Origin of the sequence: Flavobacterium luteum (genome assembly GCF_008806775.1) — a bacterium.
GTDB classification, from domain to species: domain Bacteria; phylum Bacteroidota; class Bacteroidia; order Flavobacteriales; family Flavobacteriaceae; genus Flavobacterium; species Flavobacterium luteum.
Map to the genome: position 1 here is coordinate 250,487 of NZ_WAEM01000002.1, position 18,552 is coordinate 269,038.

Here is an 18,552-nt window from a genome sequence, read left to right on the forward strand (position 1 = left end):
CTGCTATTTCTTTTCAGCTATTCTCAACTTTGCGCTACGGGCCCTATTGTTTATTTTAATTTCGGCTTGATTCGGAACTATTAATTTTCCGATGGTTGTGAATGGAACTGAAAAATTTCCGAAAAAATCACGTTCTGGTTCACCTTCAAACATGCCATTTTTAATGAATCTTTTTACCAATCGATCTTCGAGTGAATGATAGGAAATCACGCTTAATCGCCCTCCTGGATTTAAAATCTCTAATGATTGTTCTAAAAATTCTTTTAAAACATCCATTTCCTGATTGACTTCAATTCGAATCGACTGATACATTTGAGCCAATATTTTATGGCTTTTATGTGCTGGCAAAAACTGACTTAAAACTGTTTTTAATTGCTCGGTGTTTTTTATCGGACTTTCTTCTCTGGCCTTTATGATTACTCTAGCAATTGCGGGCGCGTTTTTAAGTTCACCAAATTCCAAAAAAACGCGTCGCAAGTTTGCCTCATCATATTCATTCACCACCTTATAAGCATTTAAGTCGTTTTTTTGACTCATACGCATATCTAATTCCGCATCAAAACGAGTAGAAAAACCACGTTCTGCAACATCAAATTGATGCGAAGAAACTCCTAAATCAGCTAAGATTCCATCAACACTTTTAATATTATGAAATCGTAAAAATCTTTTTATATACCTAAAATTCTCATTTATTAAAACAAATCTTTCGTCATGTAAAGTATTTGCCAAGGCATCTTCATCCTGATCAAAAGCAAATAATTTACCGTTAGGTCCTAATTGATTTAAAATAAAAGCCGAGTGTCCGCCTCCGCCAAAAGTAACATCCACATACACACCGTCAGGCTTAATATTTAAACCAACGACAGAAGCTTGAAGCAAAACTGGATTATGATATTCCATCGTCATCATTTACATTTCCCATTACATCTTCGGCCAAATCAGCAAAATCGATTACCGAATCATCGATTGATTTTTCATACAAATCTTTATCCCAAATTTCAATTATATTAACAGCAGACGACAACACTAAATCTTTGGATACACTGGCAAAAACTACCAAATCTTTTGGGATTAATAATCGTCCTAAATTGTCAATCTCTACCACTTTTACCCCAGCAGTAAAACGACGAATAAAATCATTGTTTTTCTTAACGAATCGATTGAGATTGTTGATTTTTTGCATCATTAGATTCCATTCTTGCATAGGATACAACTCCAGACAAGGCTGAAAAACAGAACGCTTCAAAACGAAACCATCCTGAAGAGAATGAGTCAATTGCTTTTTTAAAGGCGCTGGCAAAAGCAACCTTCCTTTAGCATCAACTTTACACTCATATGTTCCTACTATTGAATTCAAGAAAACTGTTTTTAAATGATAGTAGCAAAAATATAAAAATAATTACCACATTTTACCACAATATACCACTTTGTTAATAAGTTTTACCACTTTAAACCTAAAACCAGCAATAAATAGGAATTGAAAAGCAAATGCATATTTAACATATTGTTAAGGAATGTTAATACTTGAATAAAAACAGCAGTTAAAATAAATAGTAATTAATAATTAATACCAATACATGTATTTAATAATCCTTTTTGAAATTTAATTTCTCATAATAATTTACCTAAAACAAACTATTTATGTAAATTTTTCACAAAATTTCCTTTTAATGTATAAAACCTTATATTTGCGGAAATTTGAAACGCCAAACCCAATAATGAAAAAAGATTTAAAAAAAGAAGGTAGATACTCGTATTATGAAGCGGGAGAAGGAACTCCAATTATCATTTTACATGGATTAATGGGCGGTTTAAGTAATTTTGACGGAGTTGCTAACTATTTTCCAGAAAAAGGGTATAAAGTGGTAATACCTGAATTGCCAATTTATACTCAAAATATTTTAAAAACAAACGTAAAAGCTTTTGCAAAATATGTTAAAGATTTTATCACTTTTAAAGGTTTTGACCGAGTAATTCTTTTAGGCAATTCGTTAGGAGGGCATATTGGTTTGTATCATGCTAAAATGTATCCAGAAAAAATGTTGGGACTTGTAATAACTGGAAGTTCAGGATTATATGAAAGCGCCATGGGTGATAGTTACCCTCGTAGAGGCGATTATGATTATATTCAGAAAAAAGCTGAAGACGTATTTTATGACCCTAAAGTAGCTACCAAAGAAATAATAGACGAAGTGTATTCCATGGCGAATGACAGAATCAAATTAATAAAAACATTAACCATTGCCAAAAGCGCTATCCGCCACAATATGGCAAAAGATTTACCTAAAATGCACGTTCCAACCTGCATAATTTGGGGTAAAAACGATAAAGTAACACCGCCAGAAGTTGCAGAAGAATTTCATAAATTATTGCCGCACTCTTCTTTATATTGGATAGACAAATGTGGACACGCTGCTATGATGGAACATCCTGATGAATTTAACGAATTGATGTATGCTTGGCTAAAAAAGAGCGAAATGTAAATCTTAAAAAATAAATAAACCACTATTTTCTGATTGAATTTCAAGAAAATAGTGGATCTTTTTTTAGCTATATTTGCCAAAATCAATTTTTGCTATGAAAATTAACACTGCCGAATTTATAATTAGCAACTCCGAAGTAGACAAATGCCCTTTAGAACGTATCCCTGAATATGCCTTTATTGGCCGCTCAAATGTAGGGAAATCCTCATTGATTAATATGTTGACTAATCATAAAAATTTAGCAAAAACTTCTGGGAGACCAGGAAAAACACAGTTAATTAATCATTTTAAAATTAATAGCAATTGGTTTTTAGTTGATTTACCAGGATATGGCTATGCTAAGGTTTCTAAAAAAACAAAATCGGTTTTTCAACAATTCATAACTGATTATTTTGAAAAAAGAGAGCAACTGGTTTGTGCTTTTGTATTGATAGATATTCGTCATGAAGCCCAAAATATCGATTTAGAATTTATGGCATATATGGGCGAAAGTGAAATTCCGTTTTGTATTATTTTTACTAAAGCGGATAAGATTAGTAAAGTTAAGATTGACTCTCATATTGCAGCTTACAAGAAACAAATGTTTGCCAATAATTGGGCAGAAATCCCGCCTTTTTTTGTAACTTCATCAACTGAGGGTACCGGTAAAGACGATTTACTTGAATACATTGACGAGGTGAATCAGGAAGTTTTTAAAAACAATAGTGAGTTTTAATATGAAATGTAAAATCATAATTATATGGATTATTTTGACTGTTGCGAGTTCTTGTACTCTTCCAAGATATGTTTTTGAAAATAAAGGGCAAACAACAGGATTAGATTTTACTAAAGGCAAATGGCTAATAAACAATATTGATTCTCCAAGTGAAGTTTCAGTTCAACTAACAAAAAAAGCTAAAGATGATTTCGAAAATTACCTTTCAAATCGCTTGTTTTTTATTTATGAACCAAAAGGTATAATTTTACCAAAGAAAATAACTATGAATCCTAGTAAAGGTACTTTAATAGAAATAAAAAAAGGAACCAATTTTGACTTCTTTATAAACATCCGAGCAGGAAAAATTAAAGATGAGTTAGGCTTAATTGATACGACTCCACATAATTTTTATACCGATAGAAATAATCAAAGCGAAGTGGTTATTGAAATTTATGATTTAAATCTTGCTCAAATTATATATTCACAAAAGGTAATAGGCACAGTCTCGTCTATTAAAAGTAATGAAGATGTTAAGTTTTACAAATCTACTCAGAGTCTAATTTTGGGATGTTATAAAAAATTGATTAGAGACATTAAACAAAAATCAATAAAATAAGCAACTAATTTAAATAAGCCAAAATTAAAAATGTAAGTTTTACTTATTCAACTCCAACTTTTCAGCAAAATAATCGCAAAAATCTTTCATAGTTGCGGTCATTTTTTCATCATTAGTGGCTCTATTAAAAGTATCGGACATGGCAACTAATGTTTGATGAAAAAACAATTTCATTTCATCTACTGGCATATCTTTAGTCCATAAATCAATTCGTAAAGTTTCTTGAGTTTTGCTGTCCCAAACAGAAAGCATCATGGCTTTAGCTTCCTCGGCATCAACACCGCCGTCTTGAGCAGTCCAAGTTAATTTTTCTGGAACTCTATTTTGATCTAATTCGACTAAGAATTTTATTTCTGAGGTAATGGTATCCGGCATTATTTTTTAGGTTTGTATTTAGATTTTTCAAATATTTCTTTGGCATCCATTTGTAAAACTTGTTGCACACTTACTTCATTATTTTCTATAAAAGAACGAACGATTTGCCATCCTATCCATGAGCCAACTCTTCCGGGTGATTCGTTATCTATCTCTAAATAAAATTTAGAAAACGGTGCTGGATTTATAAATCGAGGAATCAGTTTTTGATCAGTATCGTATAGCAATTTTTTTTCAATAAAATAACGCCACATATAGCCTTCATTTTCTTGACACCAAGTAATTTGTTCTTCTTTGTATCCAATTTTATTGGCATCAGAATAGTTGGGCAATAAAACGTCTTTTATATATAATTTCTTTCCTGAATAAATCATTTGCGCTAGAAAAGTTTCGTCTGAGGGTAGTGGAATTTTACTCACCGAATAAGCATCGACAATGTCTGGTAGCATTTGATTGGATTCGAAATTTTGTTTTAAATATTCAGGGAATTCATAAAACTTATGCTCTTTACCAAGATATAACTCTAATGAAATAACCAACATATCATTGAGATAAATTACCTTATTATGATAATCCATTTCAGAGATAACCGTAAAAACTTTCGGCGTTTTAGTTTCTGGAAAATAATACTTAATATGCTTAAAAAGCGATTCGATTTCTGTTGTTTGAGAACTAAAGTCGGAATATTTTTTTTCAACTTCAGTATACAATTCTTTCCAAAGCGGATTTTGCATTTTCTCTATCCAAATCGAATCGCCATTTCCTTCAGGAAAAAAAATTGGGTACTGTGCTTTTAATTTTTGTAAATCTTTTGGTTTGGTTTCAAAAAAAGCTTTGTCAAATCGGTTTATCTTTATTTCTAGAGGAATGTTCTCGATTTCTTTTTCGACTTTACTTTTTTTATCACATGAAAATAAGACTATTGATATAAGAGTTATTATTAAAAAATACTTTTTCATGAAGTGAATTTGGATATTAACCTAAAGTGAACCACAAATTAATTTATATTTAATTTTAAGTCCTCTATTTTATAGAAATTATAAAAATTTTACGAATGACACTAATTACTAAAAAATCTCTAGAAATAGTATTATTTTTGCAAATATACATTACGGTTTTTATAATTTTTCAATTATGTCTAAAAAAAGCACCTTACAAGTAGAAAAGGTTACTCTGCACATTGTAAACTGGTTAAAAGAATATGCAGAAAATGCAAAAGTAAATGGTTTTGTTGTAGGTATTTCTGGCGGAGTCGATTCAGCGGTGACCTCTACACTCTGTGCTCAAACAGGATTAAGTGTTCTATGTCTAGAAATGCCCATACATCAGGCAGAGTCACATGTGAGCCGCGGTAAAGAACATATTGAACAATTGAAAAAAAGATTTTTAAATGTCAATTCTATTGAAGTGAATTTGACTCCTGTTTTTGAAGATTTTAAAAAACAAGTTCCAGATTCGAATGATATTCATAAGCTTCATTTATCATTAGCTAATACTAGAGCAAGATTAAGAATGACAACTCTTTATTATTTTGCTGGGATTCATGGCTTATTAGTAGCTGGTACAGGTAATAAGGTTGAAGATTTTGGAGTTGGTTTTTACACAAAATATGGAGATGGAGGTGTTGATTTGAGTCCAATTGCAGACTTGATGAAATCGGAAGTATATGCTTTAGGAACCTTCTTGAAAGTTCCTGATTCAATATTAAATGCTGATCCTTCTGATGGATTATTTGGAGATGCAAGAACGGATGAACAACAACTTGGAGCCAGCTATGATGAATTAGAATGGGCTATGGAAGAAGATGAATTAGGCAAAACAGCAGCTGATTTTTCAGGAAGAGAAAAAGAAGTGTTTGAAATTTACAAACATCTCAATAAAACTAACCAACACAAAATGAATCCTATACCAATTTGCTTAGTTAATCGGAATTAATTGTATTTTTATCTAATAAAATTGCATTATTAAGTTTTTTTTTCTTAAATTTATCTTATGCATTTGCCAATTTAATATTAAATAACAGAAAATTATGATTAAAGTTTGTTTAGCTGATAATTATCCCGTAGTACATTTTGGAGTAAAATCATATTTTAGGGATCATGCTACAATAAGTATAGTTGCTAATGTAGGGAACTTTTCTATGGTGAAAGATGTTCTTTATACCAAAGAAATTGACGTATTAGTTATTGATTTAGATTTGGAAGGAATGTCTAGTCTTTATGAATTAAAAGCAATTATTAAACACTACACCAAAACTAAAATCATTATTTTTAGTGGTTATTCTGAACAAATATATGCCCCTAATGCTATAAAAGCGGGAGTTGCAGGATATGTTCACAAAACCGCAAAATTAGAGACTTTAGGTATTGCCATCACAAAAGTACAACAAGGTCAGATTATTTTGAACGATGCCATTAAGAAGAGTTTAGCTTTAATTGCAAAACAGAATAAAAGCGAACGTTTGTATAGAAAATTATCAAACAGAGAAATTGAAGTACTGCGTTATTTAAGTAATGGTAAAAAAAATAATGAAATTTCGGCCATTCTTGGTTTGAATGAAAAAACGATTAGTACTTATAAATTAAGATTATTAACTAAATTGAACGTAACAAATCTTGTTGATTTAGTGAATAAAGCCAAAACTCTTGAAATCGTCTAATTATAGCGAGACATTACTCTTCCTAGCTTTTTAGAAAAAGAATTTATTAGTTTAGAATAATCTACAGCCATAGCCATTGACTCAGAATTGTCTGCATCCACTTCCGATGAAATAGATGCTTTGAGTTCTTCGATAATTCCATCTACTAGAAACCACCTCATTGTTAGTATAGTTTCAGACACGTATTGTGAAATGGTTTGGTCTTTTAGTTTTACAATAATATGTTGGCCTTCCCAATTGTGTAAAGTTTGTTGTTCATCTATCATTAGAATATCTGTAACTTCTTTAGAAAAATCAGATTCTAAATGCATTAGATACTGCTCAATTTGAAAAGTCTCGTTTTGATGATAGTAATTTATTAAGTGATTGTAAATCCCTCTAAACAAAGGATTGGCTAATTCTACCTCATCTTCCTGTAAGCTCAAATAAATGCGCTGATAGACTTTATATTCCTTTCTTTCAATGGTATTTTCTATTTCGCCTTCTTCATTTGCTTTTAAAAGCACATCTTCAAATTCTTCAACTTTATCTCCGTACAACAAAAGAATTTCTATGATTTTTCGTTCTAATTCATATAAAACATCAATTTTTTCAACTGCAATTTTTTCGTCATTTTTTACAACTTCAAAGGCTTTTTGATCTTGTTTTAATTTTTTTCCCGCTTCAGAAATGTCCTTTTGAACCAATTGTGCCAATGTATTCAATAAAACCTGTTCAGAAATATCCATAATTCTAGAACATTCCTGTATATATATTTCGCGTTTAATACGATCAGGAATTTTAGAAATACTCAATACCATATCTCTAATTAAATCGGCTTTTTTTATAGGATCATTCTTAGCTTCATTCATCAACAACGACGCTTTAAATTGAATAAAATCTTTTGCATTATTTTCTAAATACAAAACTAAATCCTCGTAAGTTGTTTTTTTAGCAAAGCTATCGGGGTCTTCGCCTTCAGGAAAGGTGCACACTTTTACATTCATGCCTTCCTCAAGGATTAAATCGATTCCACGAATAGAAGCTCGAAGTCCGGCGGCATCACCATCATAAAGTACTGTAATATTTTTGGTTAATCTATTTATTAATCGAATTTGATCGGGAGTTAATGCTGTCCCTGAAGATGCTACTACATTTTCTATTCCCGATTGATTAAACTGAATTACATCAGTATACCCTTCAACCAAATAACAATTGTCTTGCTTAGCGATGGCTTGCTTGGCTTGAAAGATTCCGTATAGCACTTTGCTTTTATGATAAATATCGCTTTCAGGAGAATTTAAATATTTTGCTGCTTTTTTATCATTTCCTAGAATCCTAGCTCCAAAACCTAGAATTCTTCCCGACATACTTTGTATAGGAAACATTACTCGACCTCTAAAACGATCTATAAGCTTGTCTTCCTTAACAATTGTGAGTCCTGTACTTTCTAGAAATTCTATTTTATATCCTTTCCCCAAAGCTTCTTTTGAGAAAGAATCCCAAACTTCAGGCGAATATCCTAAAACGAATTTTTTGATGGTTTCATTGGTAAAACCACGTTCTCTAAAATAAGTATAGCCAATGGCTTTACCTTCCTCTACATTTAATAAAGTATCGTGAAAATAATTTTTTGCAAATTCAGTTACGAGATACATACTTTCTCGAACATCTGTAATGGCTTTTTCTTCATCAGTTTGTTCGGTTTCTTCAATTTCGATATTGTATTTTTTGGCTAAATACCGAATGGCTTCTGGATAGGTAAAATGAGAATGTTCCATCAAGAAAGCCACAGCATTGCCACCTTTTCCCGAACTAAAATCTTTCCAAATTCCCTTTGCTGGCGACACCATAAAGGATGGAGAGCGCTCATCTGAAAACGGACTCAACCCTTTGAAATTACTTCCAGCACGTTTTAATTGTACAAAATCGCCAATAACTTCCTCTACTCGAGCAGTTTCGAAAACGGTATCTATGGTGGCTTTTGAAATCAATTTATGTTAGAGTCAAAGTTGAAAAAGCTCAAAGTTACAAAGTTTTTAGATAGCAAAAAACCTTCTAGGATTTAAACTCTAAAAAAAAACTAATTCAAACTCATTTTAATTCCAATCCCAACGAATACCAAGAGAAACATTATTTTGGTCTATACTATTGTCACTAAACAAAGGGCTTATGTCGTATTTAGCATATAAGCTTATATCTTTATAACCTATATATGCACTTGTACCATACATAAATTCATTTACATTAAAATCTCCTTTAGTACGAACTTTTACATCATTACCGTCAGTGTTTTCATATTTTAAAATTTGTTTCGATTTTAAATTAGCTCCAAAGTATCCACCTAATCCTATTCGAATACTTTGATGGGTTCTGAAAATGGTTTTATCACCGCTTTTTTTAGTTCTGGAAAAATCAAATTCTAAATGCAATGGAACAACTAAATACACGTTACGAAATCGAGATTCATCAAGTTTAAACTGACTTTTTTCTAGGCTTGTTTGTTTACCAGAATCAAAAAACAGTCTATCGTCTGTTGGTCGTAAGTTGTTATACATTACTGACATTCCATATTTTGCATGGAGTAAGTTACTTTTTTTGAAAATTCTAGTGTTGCCCGTAAAACCCCATTCATAGAAATGTGAGCCTAAATAGCGATAATCCGAATTAGCAACTGCCTTATTAGTTACTAAATTATTTATCCCTAATGCAAAAACAAATTGAGTGGTAGTCCTAGAAAAATTCTTAATAGAGTCTTGGCATTTCATGAATTTATCATGATTTTTTCCGTCAGATTTGTGAAAAAACAAGAAATTAAAATCGTCATCGTTGGTTTTTATTTTTCCATCTACTTTTTCTTGCACTAAATTGACTAATTCGGTTTGAGCTTGAGACACTCTAAACTCAATAGCTTTAGCTCTAGATTCAGCTAGTTTTTGTTTTTTTTCGTCAGCTTGCTCTTTGGTAATAATGCCTTTTTCAAGTTCTACATTTACGGCTTCTACTTCCTCTTTAAGTCCTGCTTTTTCGTCTTTAGTTATGTTCTCTATTTTTATTGCAATTGATTTTGCACGTGATTCAAAAGTATCTTGCGAAAAAACTTTGGTTAAAAAAAGACAAAGTAATCCTGTTAAGTAAATAGTAAAATTTCTCATGATGATTTGTTTTAAATTTGATTAATTGATTTATTCTTGATTGCGATTGGCTAATGCCACTTTTACAGTTTTGTAATTTTTACCTATGGTATTAATTACTTTTTCTCGAAAGGAAAGTTCCAATTCTCCATCTATTTGCGAAAGTAAATGAAGAGCATCCACTTTGACAACTGATTTTGGAATTTCATTTTTTGAAAGGTTTTCAATAGCGGCTATACGTTCGTCAACTATAACAGTGTTTTGATTTAAAGCATTTAATTGTTCTGCTTTTTGATTGATGATTTTATTTGGCGTTAGGCGTTGGGTATTGGGTGTTGGGTTCTGAATAACCTGATTTTGTTTAAAATTACTATCCTTAGAGGCCATAGCTATACTTTTTGGAGATATACTAGGCGAAACGATTATTTTTGTTTGCTCTTTAATTGCATTTTCTAAAGGTTTTGTTATTGCTTTGCTTTCGAGAACTACATTATTTCTTTTTACATCAATAAGTTCTTCGGTTTGACTAAAAAATAATGTTCCAATAAATATAAATCCGATAATACTTGCGGCAATATACATCCAATCGTAATTGCGCTTTGTCTTTTTCTCTTCTGCAACAGTAAGCATCGCATCGAGCCTGTCCCAAGAATTTGCGCTAGGCTTAATCTGTCGATGATTCAGTTTCTTTTGGAAATCGATTTCAAATTTATTCGGTCCCATTGCTATAATTTTTTAACTTTATTATTTGTTCTTGCAGCATTTTCCTAGCATGCGACAACTGCGATTTTGAAGTCCCTTCATTAATACCTAACATTGTTGCAATCTCTTGGTGTTTATATCCTTCAATAGCATATAAATTGAAAATCATCTTATAACCATCGGGTAAATTATCTATTAGAAACTGAATGTCATTTACACTAAAATTACTTTCTATATTATTAAAACTTTCCTCTTTATAATAAGTATCTTCTAAAAAACTGACCTTTTTGTTTACTCTAATATAGGATATACATTCGTTTACCATAATGCGTCTTATCCAGCCTTCAAAACTTCCTTTATGTTCAAATTTTTTTAAATTAAAGAATACTTTCATAAATGCAGTAATCATCAAATCTTCAGCATTTTGCAAATCCTTGGTATATTGACGGCAAACACTTAACATTTTTGGAGAAAACTTTGCATAAATCACTTGTTGAGCCTGACGATTATTTTCGATAGCCAACTGAATGATTTCGTATTCCTCCTGATGTAAATTGATTACTTTCAAAATATTTTATAAAGTGTTTCTATTAGCATAGACGAGAACATCTGTAAAAAGGTTGCATGATGTATTAAAAAAAATAAAGAATAAAAAATAAAATAATTAAAATACCAATAAAATCAGGACTTTAAAGATAAAATTTTATTTATTTTTTTCTTTCAATTACATAATTTACCATTAAAATTAAGGCATCTTTAAATTCAGAATTAGGATAATCTTGCAAAAGTTGAAGTGCTTCTTGCTGAAATTGAGCCATTTTTTGTTCAGCATAAAGCAATCCATTATTGTTTTTTACAAAAGTTATAACTGCTGCAACTCGTTTTTTGTCTTTGTTGTGGTTTTTTATTGAATTAATGAGCCAAGATTTTTCTTTTGGACTGCAATTATTCAATACATGAATTAATGGCAATGTCATTTTCTGCTCTTTGATGTCAATTCCTGTTGGTTTTCCTATAGCTTCTTCTGAATAATCGAATAAATCATCTTTGATTTGAAATGCCATTCCAATGAGTTCGCCAAATTTTCGCATGTTCTCTACCTGAATCTCATCATCAATTACCGATTTTGCTCCAAGTGCACAGCATGAAGCAATTAGTGTAGCTGTTTTTTTTCGAATAATTTCGTAATAAACCTCTTCTATAATATCTAATCTTCTGGCTTTTTCAATTTGTAACAACTCGCCTTCACTCATTTCGCGAACGGCAACGGATATAATTCTTAATAAATCAAAATCACCATTATCAATGGAAAGCAATAATCCTTTTGAAAGAAGATAATCCCCAACGAGAACCGCAATTTTATTCTTCCAAAGCGCATTGATGGAAAAAAAACCTCTTCGCCTATTGCTGTCATCTACTACATCGTCATGAACTAAAGTTGCTGTATGAATTAATTCAATTACCGAAGCACCACGATAGGTTCTTTCATTTACACTTCCGTTAGAAACCATTTTGGCAGTAAGGAAAACAAACATCGGGCGCATTTGTTTGCCTTTTCTATTGACAATATAATAGGTAATACGGTTAAGCAATGCGACTTTTGAAGTCATCGATTCATAGAACTTTTTCTCGAAAAGTTCCATTTCAACTTGAATGGGTTTTTTTATTTGTGAAGTGATGTTCATCAGTTTTCAAAGGTACTTATAATGTACAAGAGTGCAAAAGTTATAATTTAGATTTTTTAGGCTATCAATTAAACCTTTTCTATATTTGAATGTCTTAATGGAAACTTAAAAAATGTAATTATGAAATCAAAAATTGTAATGCTGGCTATGATTAGTTTTTTATTAATTATAAGCTGTGACAAAGAAGAAAAAACTTCTGTAGTAAGTGGTTCAGACATCGAATCTGATACGAAAATTGACGCTATTTCTGATGATGTTTTACAAATTGTAGAATCTCAATCAAATGATGTAGTGGCTTCTGCAGGACGAACAAATTCTAACTCTGGAAGTTTTTTAACAAATTGTGCTACAGTTAATACTGTTGTTGATGGAGATTCTAGAACAAGAACTGTAGATTTTGGGACAACAAATTGTACTCTTTATAATGGAAATTTAGTTAGAGGAAAAATAATTATCAATTTTATAAATGATTTTGATGCCTTAACAAGAACTATCAATTACACTTTCGAAAATTTTTATCATAATGATCGTCAAGTAGCTGGTTCGAGAACTGTAGTTAAAACTATTTTACAAAACGGAAATCGACAAGCCACTATCAATTTAAATATGACTGTAACTTATCCAAACGGCAATATTTATACTCGAGTTGGAGAAAGAGTTAGAGAATTTACAGAAGGATATGGAACTACAATTTTAACCGATAATGTGTTTTCGATAACTGGCAATTGGAAAACTACCTTACCAAACGGAACATTACATTCTACAACTATAACCAAACCATTAATAGTAAAATGGAGTTGTCCAAATATTGTGAGCGGTACCATTTCAATAGTAAGAACGGGTGCTCCTTGGATTTTAGACTACGGAAATGGGGAGTGTGACAATAAAGCGACTTTAACCATTAATGGCGAAACTCAAAATTTTACTTTACGAAATTAAACTATTTAGTAAGCCTAAAGACTCTAAATTTAGCGTTTTTAGGCTTCTTTATTGGCTAATTGTCCGCAAGCAGCATCAATGTCTTTTCCTCTGCTTCTTCTTACTTTTGCTACAATTCCGTAAGATTCTAAAGCTTTGATATAGGCATTAATAGATTGTTCTGAGGCTTGTTGAAATTCTCCGTCATCAATAGGATTGTATTCTATAAGATTTACTTTGCACGGAACATATTTACAAAATTTTACCAGCGCATCTATTGATTCCTTGTTGTCGTTTATGTCTTTCCAAACCACATATTCGTATGTGATTTTACTTTTGGTTTTATAGTACCAATATTCTAGTGATTCTCGCAATTCTGCTAATGGAAAATTAACTGTAAAAGGCATAATCTTAAAACGAATTTCATCGATTGCAGAATGTAAAGAAACTGCTAATTTAAATTTTACTTCATCATCAGCGAGCTTTTTAATCATTTTAGGCACTCCAGAAGTTGAAACTGTAATTCGTTTAGGCGACATGCCTAGACCTTCAGTAGATGTTATCATATCAATAGCTTTGATGACATTGTTGTAATTCATCAACGGCTCTCCCATTCCCATAAAAACAATATTGGAAAGCGGATGATTGTAGTACAAACGGCTTTCTTTATCTATAGCTAGTACTTGATCGTAAATTTCGGCAGGCTCTAGATTTCGCATTCTTTTTAGTTTTGCTGTAGCACAAAAATTACAATCCAAACTACAACCCACTTGACTAGAAACACAAGCGGTTGTTCTTGTATTTGTTGGTATTAACACGCTTTCTACAACTAGTCCATCATGCAAACGAACTGCATTTTTTACAGTCCCATCCTCACTGCGTTGCATAGTATCGACTTTGATGTGATTGATTACAAAATTATCAGAAAGCATGGCTCGAGTTTCTTTAGATAGATTGGTCATATCATCAAAATGGTGCGCTCCTTTGCTCCACAACCATTCGTAAACTTGATTCCCACGAAAAGATTTATCGCTATTTGAAACAAAAAAATCTCGTAATTGTTCTTTAGATAATGATCGTATGTCCTTTTTGTCGATTTGCATGGCGCAAATTTAATGACAATTTGTTGATTAATTTCATGAATTTGCATAAATGCTCGTGTGTTGATTTGATTATTTGATAACTTTGACACAAATTGAAAAAATAATTAAATGCACTTCATATCTCAAGAACTAGAAGATTATATTGAGCAACATTCTCAAGTTGAACCCAAATTATTAGCTGCTTTAAACAAAGAAACCTACCAAAAAATTTTATTGCCTAGAATGTTAAGCGGGCATTTTCAAGGCAGGGTTTTGAGTATGTTGTCAAAATTAATTAGCCCTATAAATATTCTCGAAATTGGGACTTACACGGGTTACTCTGCATTATGCTTGTGCGAAGGCATGCAAGAAAACGGAATACTTCATACCATAGACATCAAAGAGGAGTTAATCGATTTTCAAAGAAAGCATTTTGACAAATCGCCTTGGGGCAAACAAATAGTGCAACATTTAGGCGAGGCAATAGACATTATTCCGACTTTATCTATAAAATTTGATTTGGTTTTTATTGATGCCGATAAAGAAAATTACCTTAACTATTTTGAATTGGTAGTTCCTAAAATGAATAAGGGCGGCGTCATTTTATCGGATAATGTATTGTGGAGTGGCAAGGTTTTAGAGCCATTGCAACCCAATGACAGTAGCACTAAAGTTTTATTGGAATACAATGAATTATTAAATAATGACACTCGAGTAGAAACGGTTTTATTACCCATTAGAGATGGACTCACGGTCACTAGAGTACTTTAGTTTTAAAAACATATTTCGTATACAATTTATAAAAGACAACACCAAAAGTAGCCCCAACAACATAACCTGTTAGAATATCTATAGGATAATGCAATCCAAGGTAAATTCGGCTGTAGGCAAAAATCAATGGAAATATAAACAACAAATAAATATGTTTATAGTGTTTGCGCATTATTAAATACGTAAAAACCGCAGTAGCCATTGAACTTGTTGCGTGACCTGAAAAGAAACTTTTTGTATCACTCGATTTTACTATTCGAATAACATCTTTAATTTCAGGATCATTACAAGGCCTTAAGCGTTGAAAAATTTCTTTAAAAAGATTAGCGGTTTGATCGCAAATAACTATTAAAACACTTATAAATAAAATGTAATATAGAAAATTTTTCCAGCCAATTTTCTTTTGTAAAAGATAAAAAACCAATAGAAATAAAGGAGTCCAATTGATTTGTTTCGTTATTAATAGCCACAATCCATCAAAAGTCTCTGAGCCTAATCCGTTTAGATAAACAAAAACAACTTTATCAAAATTGATGATTTTTTCAAGCATTACAGTTGTCTTTTTATTGGTCCAGTAACTTCTTCAATATCTTCCTTTATTTTGGTTACAGTAGAGTTAGCATTTCCTATTAAGTTTTCTTTTGCTTTATTTATTTCTGAAGATATGTCAGTTATGGTCGTATCATAACCTGTACCATCTACTCCTTTTTGAATTTCACTTTTAATATCATTAGTTGCGTTTTTTAATTGCGCCATTAATTTACCAAAAGTCCTAGCCATTTCTGGAACTTTATCTGATCCGAAAAGCATTAAAACTACAAGCAGTATAAAAAATATTTCTCCGCCTCCTATACCAAACATAATAATTGTTGTTTATTTCAATGCAAAAATACAAAAACTTCGGCATCTATTATTTTGTGTAATAAATTAAAAATGTTATTCTTTTTTAAAAATAAGTTGACAATAATTTGTTGCTAATCCTTTTATTAAAAACAATGTCATTGCTTTATTTTTAGATTCTAATGCTCGCGAAAAATCAGCATCTTCTATCAAATAATATTGAAATCCTTTGATATATGCTGTAGGAATTTTTAAAACCTCTGTATAATAGTCGTCTTTATAATAGCCATCTAATCTTACTAGCAATTTTTCATGCTTTTCGACAATAATTTCTTTTTTCAACATTTTTGTTCGGCCAGTAAACCAGTTAATTAGAGGGTTAAGGGGTACTAGTCCTCCTCCTGATGTTGCTTCATATAATTTCCGTTCTGCATGAGTATATTTTTTAGCCGGCTTTTGCAAAACTCCAGCAGAAACTGCATTAATAGCTTCGTTTTGATTGACAACTACCTCTTTTAATTGATTGTTTTTAGTTTTCATTTTTACAATAATTTCACCTGATTTTAAATCATCTAGACTTATTTTTAATTTTTTGGGCTCAAGGTTTACTGCAGAAAACAGAATAATATCACCAACTGAAACACTCATAGATACAATTCCATACTTATTTGATGCTGTGGCTTTTTGACTTATTTCATTAACTACATTAACTTTCTCTACGGGAATAGAGTCGACTAGAATTTGAAATGTAATTTTTTCTTCTATGAATGATTGGCTCGAGGCAATTTGAAAAACGAAAAACAGCATGAATAATAGAGATTTATTTCTCAAAATTGGCGATTTTTTTAAATTCTATATTCTTCTCTATTAAAAAATCCATTAATTCAAATTTTGTATTGGATTTTAATAATACACTTGATTTTGGGTCGTTTTCACAATAAACAAGAAAAAGTTTAATCTCATCATCTTTTAACTTTAATGTGTTGTTAAAAAAAGAATAATCAATTTTTTTCATGACAAGTTCTGTAAAATCTGTTTTAGTTGTAAAATCTAATATTTTAGGCGTATTAATCTTCAATATTTTAAAAACATCTTTATAGATACGAACAAAATCCATGGGGTTTTCAAGAACATTTACTGGAATCATTGCTTTGTTTTTGGGAGATGACTTCTCATCGTCAAAATACTTTTTATCAATAATTGCCTGAGAACTAGCAATTGGTTTTGTTTTTTTTTCTTTAAACACCACAACTTCTGATAATTGATAGCTAAATGCTTCTAATTTTACTTTAATTTCAGATCCTTTAATTTCAGAATAGATTATTTTTTTGGATTTAAATTGCAAGCCCGAAAAAACTAAAGTATCACTTTGCATTACATATATTGAGAAATACCCTTGATTGCTTGTAACAGTGCCTGTCTTTGAATTCGCATTAAAAACAACAACATTCTCTACATTGATAGAATCATTAACAACCTGACCATGAATTAACTTCCTTGTCCCAATTTGACCTAAACAAATTTGACCAAATAAAAAAAATGCTAGTATTCCTATTTTACTTTTCATCTTCAACACTATTTAGACATCTCAAAGCTACTTCTCGTATTAAGAAAGACACTATTATTTTATTTTTAGCATTCAATGTACTAACAAAGCTAGTGATTTCTGGGACACAATCTTTAAATTATGTTATATATTCTACTATAAGCTAAGCCTTTATTTGTTTTGTAAATGTATTTTAATAGCCTCACAATAAATTGCTAATAGCTTACTAATTTTAAGTTAATTTAAAAAAATATTTTGCTTATAGGTTTCCTATATTTTTTATCTTTATACTAAAATAGCACCATTTCAAAAAATGATAAACCTTATTATTGCTAGTACTTCAACGTTATGGGGTGAAGATTATTTAGAATATCTTTTACCGCATTTAGAAAATCATTTCAAAGATTGTAAAACTGTTCTGTTTATTCCCTATGCTAGACCAGGCGGCATTTCGCATGAAGAATATACCAACAGAGTACATTTAGCATTTTCTAAAATAAATATTACGGTTCGAGGCATTCATGAATTTGAAAACCCGGCAGAAGCTATTGAAAAAGCAGAAGGGATTTTTACAGGAGGTGGAAACACGTTTCTATTGGTTTATGAATTGTATAAAAAAGAAATAATGACCGTTTTAGCGACAACTCTAAAAAAAGGAACTCCTTATTTAGGCACAAGTGCTGGAAGTAATATTTGCGGCTTAACCATGCAAACAACAAATGATATGCCTATTGTTTATCCGCCAAGTTTCAAAACACTAGGATTAATTCCTTTTAATTTGAATCCACATTACATAGATGCTCTTTTGCAATCAAAATATATGGGAGAAACACGTGAAACTCGTATTTCTGAATTCCATCAATTTAATTCTATTCCCGTTTTAGGTTTACGGGAAGGAAGTTGGTTAGAGATAAATGGAGATAATATTATTCTTAAAGGATCCCGTTCTGCTCGACTCTTTAGAAAAGATCAGACTCCTCAAGAATTAGTAAGCGAAACAAATCTGAGTCAAATAGATTTTTTAAACTGAAAAATTAAAAAAAAATCGCTCAATGAGCGATTTTA

At 31.1% G+C, this 18,552-nt stretch carries 22 protein-coding genes; 8 read left to right on the forward strand and 14 right to left on the reverse strand.

The window, feature by feature from the left end; all coding sequences use genetic code 11:
• Window positions 1-3: 3 nt before the first annotated feature.
• Together rsmH and mraZ are read right to left on the reverse strand one after the other, a co-directional pair.
• Window positions 4-900, reverse strand: a complete 897-nt coding sequence (gene rsmH / locus F6464_RS04915; RefSeq protein WP_151106691.1) for a 16S rRNA (cytosine(1402)-N(4))-methyltransferase RsmH — start codon at window positions 898-900, stop codon at window positions 4-6.
• Window positions 887-1,357 carry a division/cell wall cluster transcriptional repressor MraZ gene (gene mraZ / locus F6464_RS04920; protein WP_151106692.1) on the reverse strand — a complete coding sequence of 157 codons (471 nt, stop codon included), beginning with the start codon at window positions 1,355-1,357 and terminating at the stop codon, window positions 887-889. The genes rsmH and mraZ overlap by 14 nt, the downstream gene beginning before the upstream one ends.
• A 361-nt stretch (window positions 1,358-1,718) precedes the next feature.
• Between mraZ and F6464_RS04925 the strand changes: the two genes are divergently transcribed.
• From F6464_RS04925 to F6464_RS04935, 3 genes are all read left to right on the forward strand, one after another.
• A complete protein-coding gene (locus tag F6464_RS04925) occupies window positions 1,719-2,483 on the forward strand; it encodes an alpha/beta fold hydrolase (protein WP_151106693.1) in 765 nt (254 codons plus the stop codon).
• A 94-nt stretch (window positions 2,484-2,577) separates the two neighbouring features.
• A complete protein-coding gene (gene yihA / locus F6464_RS04930; protein WP_151106694.1) occupies window positions 2,578-3,198 on the forward strand; it encodes a ribosome biogenesis GTP-binding protein YihA/YsxC in 621 nt (206 codons plus the stop codon).
• 1 nt (window position 3,199) lies between these two features.
• Window positions 3,200-3,796: a hypothetical protein gene (locus F6464_RS04935; RefSeq protein WP_151106695.1), complete on the forward strand. Its 597-nt coding sequence runs from the start codon at window positions 3,200-3,202 to the stop codon at window positions 3,794-3,796.
• A gap of 39 nt (window positions 3,797-3,835) precedes the next feature.
• Here the strand turns inward: F6464_RS04935 and gldC are convergent, their stop codons facing one another.
• Together gldC and gldB are read right to left on the reverse strand one after the other, a co-directional pair.
• Window positions 3,836-4,171, reverse strand: a complete 336-nt coding sequence (gene gldC / locus F6464_RS04940) for a gliding motility protein GldC (RefSeq protein ID WP_191963325.1) — start codon at window positions 4,169-4,171, stop codon at window positions 3,836-3,838.
• Window positions 4,171-5,130: a gliding motility lipoprotein GldB gene (gldB, locus tag F6464_RS04945; protein WP_151106696.1), complete on the reverse strand. Its 960-nt coding sequence runs from the start codon at window positions 5,128-5,130 to the stop codon at window positions 4,171-4,173. The genes gldC and gldB overlap by 1 nt, the downstream gene beginning before the upstream one ends.
• A 175-nt stretch (window positions 5,131-5,305) precedes the next feature.
• Between gldB and nadE the strand changes: the two genes are divergently transcribed.
• Both nadE and F6464_RS04955 read left to right on the forward strand, forming a co-directional pair.
• Complete coding sequence (gene nadE, locus F6464_RS04950; protein WP_151106697.1) at window positions 5,306-6,106, forward strand: NAD(+) synthase; 801 nt, start codon at window positions 5,306-5,308, stop codon at window positions 6,104-6,106.
• A gap of 94 nt (window positions 6,107-6,200) precedes the next feature.
• On the forward strand, window positions 6,201-6,830 hold the full coding sequence (locus F6464_RS04955) for a LuxR C-terminal-related transcriptional regulator (protein ID WP_151106698.1): 630 nt from the start codon (window positions 6,201-6,203) through the stop codon (window positions 6,828-6,830).
• Here F6464_RS04955 and dnaG read toward each other — a convergent pair.
• The 5 genes from dnaG to F6464_RS04980 all read right to left on the reverse strand — a co-directional run bounded on the left by dnaG (window position 6,827) and on the right by F6464_RS04980 (window position 12,330).
• Window positions 6,827-8,803, reverse strand: a complete 1,977-nt coding sequence (gene dnaG, locus F6464_RS04960; protein ID WP_151106699.1) for a DNA primase — start codon at window positions 8,801-8,803, stop codon at window positions 6,827-6,829. The two genes, F6464_RS04955 and dnaG, sit on opposite strands and share 4 nt — an antisense overlap.
• 105 nt (window positions 8,804-8,908) lie before the next feature.
• Window positions 8,909-9,964 carry a hypothetical protein gene (locus F6464_RS04965; protein ID WP_151106700.1) on the reverse strand — a complete coding sequence of 352 codons (1,056 nt, stop codon included), beginning with the start codon at window positions 9,962-9,964 and terminating at the stop codon, window positions 8,909-8,911.
• A 30-nt stretch (window positions 9,965-9,994) separates the two neighbouring features.
• Complete coding sequence (locus F6464_RS04970) at window positions 9,995-10,666, reverse strand: hypothetical protein (RefSeq protein ID WP_151106701.1); 672 nt, start codon at window positions 10,664-10,666, stop codon at window positions 9,995-9,997.
• Window positions 10,653-11,213, reverse strand: a complete 561-nt coding sequence (locus tag F6464_RS04975; RefSeq protein WP_151106702.1) for an RNA polymerase sigma factor — start codon at window positions 11,211-11,213, stop codon at window positions 10,653-10,655. Before F6464_RS04975 ends, F6464_RS04970 begins: the two co-directional genes overlap by 14 nt.
• A gap of 139 nt (window positions 11,214-11,352) precedes the next feature.
• Window positions 11,353-12,330: a polyprenyl synthetase family protein gene (locus tag F6464_RS04980; RefSeq protein WP_151106703.1), complete on the reverse strand. Its 978-nt coding sequence runs from the start codon at window positions 12,328-12,330 to the stop codon at window positions 11,353-11,355.
• A gap of 120 nt (window positions 12,331-12,450) precedes the next feature.
• On the opposite strand from F6464_RS04980, the gene F6464_RS04985 reads away from it, so the two are divergent.
• Entirely contained in the window at window positions 12,451-13,269 is an 819-nt protein-coding gene (locus F6464_RS04985) for a hypothetical protein (RefSeq protein WP_151106704.1), read from the forward strand.
• A 38-nt stretch (window positions 13,270-13,307) separates the two neighbouring features.
• Here F6464_RS04985 and rlmN read toward each other — a convergent pair whose 3' ends face one another.
• Window positions 13,308-14,351, reverse strand: a complete 1,044-nt coding sequence (gene rlmN / locus F6464_RS04990) for a 23S rRNA (adenine(2503)-C(2))-methyltransferase RlmN (RefSeq protein WP_151106705.1) — start codon at window positions 14,349-14,351, stop codon at window positions 13,308-13,310.
• Window positions 14,352-14,459: 108 nt separating this feature from the next.
• Here rlmN and F6464_RS04995 point away from each other — a divergent pair, with 108 nt between their 5' ends.
• Window positions 14,460-15,101, forward strand: a complete 642-nt coding sequence (locus F6464_RS04995) for an O-methyltransferase (protein WP_151106706.1) — start codon at window positions 14,460-14,462, stop codon at window positions 15,099-15,101.
• Here the strand turns inward: F6464_RS04995 and F6464_RS05000 are convergent.
• From F6464_RS05000 to F6464_RS05015, 4 genes are all read right to left on the reverse strand, one after another.
• Complete coding sequence (locus tag F6464_RS05000; protein ID WP_151106707.1) at window positions 15,088-15,651, reverse strand: phosphatase PAP2 family protein; 564 nt, start codon at window positions 15,649-15,651, stop codon at window positions 15,088-15,090. The two genes, F6464_RS04995 and F6464_RS05000, sit on opposite strands and share 14 nt — an antisense overlap.
• The gene (locus F6464_RS05005) at window positions 15,651-15,962 is read right to left on the reverse strand and encodes a Sec-independent protein translocase subunit TatA/TatB (RefSeq protein WP_151106708.1); all 312 of its coding nucleotides are present in this window, start codon (window positions 15,960-15,962) and stop codon (window positions 15,651-15,653) included. The genes F6464_RS05000 and F6464_RS05005 overlap by 1 nt, the downstream gene beginning before the upstream one ends.
• 75 nt (window positions 15,963-16,037) lie before the next feature.
• Window positions 16,038-16,772 (reverse strand): carboxypeptidase-like regulatory domain-containing protein, encoded by a 735-nt coding sequence (locus F6464_RS05010; RefSeq protein ID WP_151106709.1) that lies wholly within the window; start codon window positions 16,770-16,772, stop codon window positions 16,038-16,040.
• A complete protein-coding gene (locus F6464_RS05015) occupies window positions 16,762-17,508 on the reverse strand; it encodes a peptidase associated/transthyretin-like domain-containing protein (RefSeq protein ID WP_151106710.1) in 747 nt (248 codons plus the stop codon). The genes F6464_RS05010 and F6464_RS05015 overlap by 11 nt, the downstream gene beginning before the upstream one ends.
• A gap of 292 nt (window positions 17,509-17,800) precedes the next feature.
• On the opposite strand from F6464_RS05015, the gene pepE reads away from it, so the two are divergent.
• Window positions 17,801-18,517, forward strand: a complete 717-nt coding sequence (pepE, locus tag F6464_RS05020; RefSeq protein WP_151106711.1) for a dipeptidase PepE — start codon at window positions 17,801-17,803, stop codon at window positions 18,515-18,517.
• Window positions 18,518-18,552 lie beyond the last annotated feature (35 nt).